Source organism: Streptobacillus felis (assembly GCF_001559775.1).
Lineage (GTDB): Bacteria > Fusobacteriota > Fusobacteriia > Fusobacteriales > Leptotrichiaceae > Streptobacillus > Streptobacillus felis.
This window is the reverse complement of record NZ_LOHX01000334.1, coordinates 1-325: the sequence shown is the minus strand read 5'-3', so window position 1 is coordinate 325 and position 325 is coordinate 1. Positions and strand designations below refer to the sequence as shown.

Genomic DNA, 325 nt, shown 5'->3' with positions numbered 1-325 from the left:
AATAATTTAATATTTAATAAGAATAAGGAAGTAAATTATACATCAACTATAGTAAAAGATAGTAATGTATTGTATAATAATGTTGAAAGTGTTAGAAAAGATGTATTGAGAGCAGAGAGTAAAAAAGAGATAATAGATGCTTCAGTAAGTTTAGGAGTAAGTGCAGGATTAGATACTATGGAGATGAAGGTATCACCTGGAAGTATAACTGTAGGAGTTAAGGGAAGTTATGATGTAATAGAAGAAAAAGAAAATGCTTTAAATATATTAGAAAACACAAAAGAAGTATATAATAATGTAGATAATGTAAGTATAAGAGGCTTAA

At 26.2% G+C, this 325-nt stretch carries 1 protein-coding gene; it reads left to right on the top strand.

Annotated elements, in window-relative coordinates:
* The coding region (locus AYC60_RS09205; protein WP_197417014.1) for a hypothetical protein at positions 1-325 on the top strand (325 nt) is incomplete at both ends.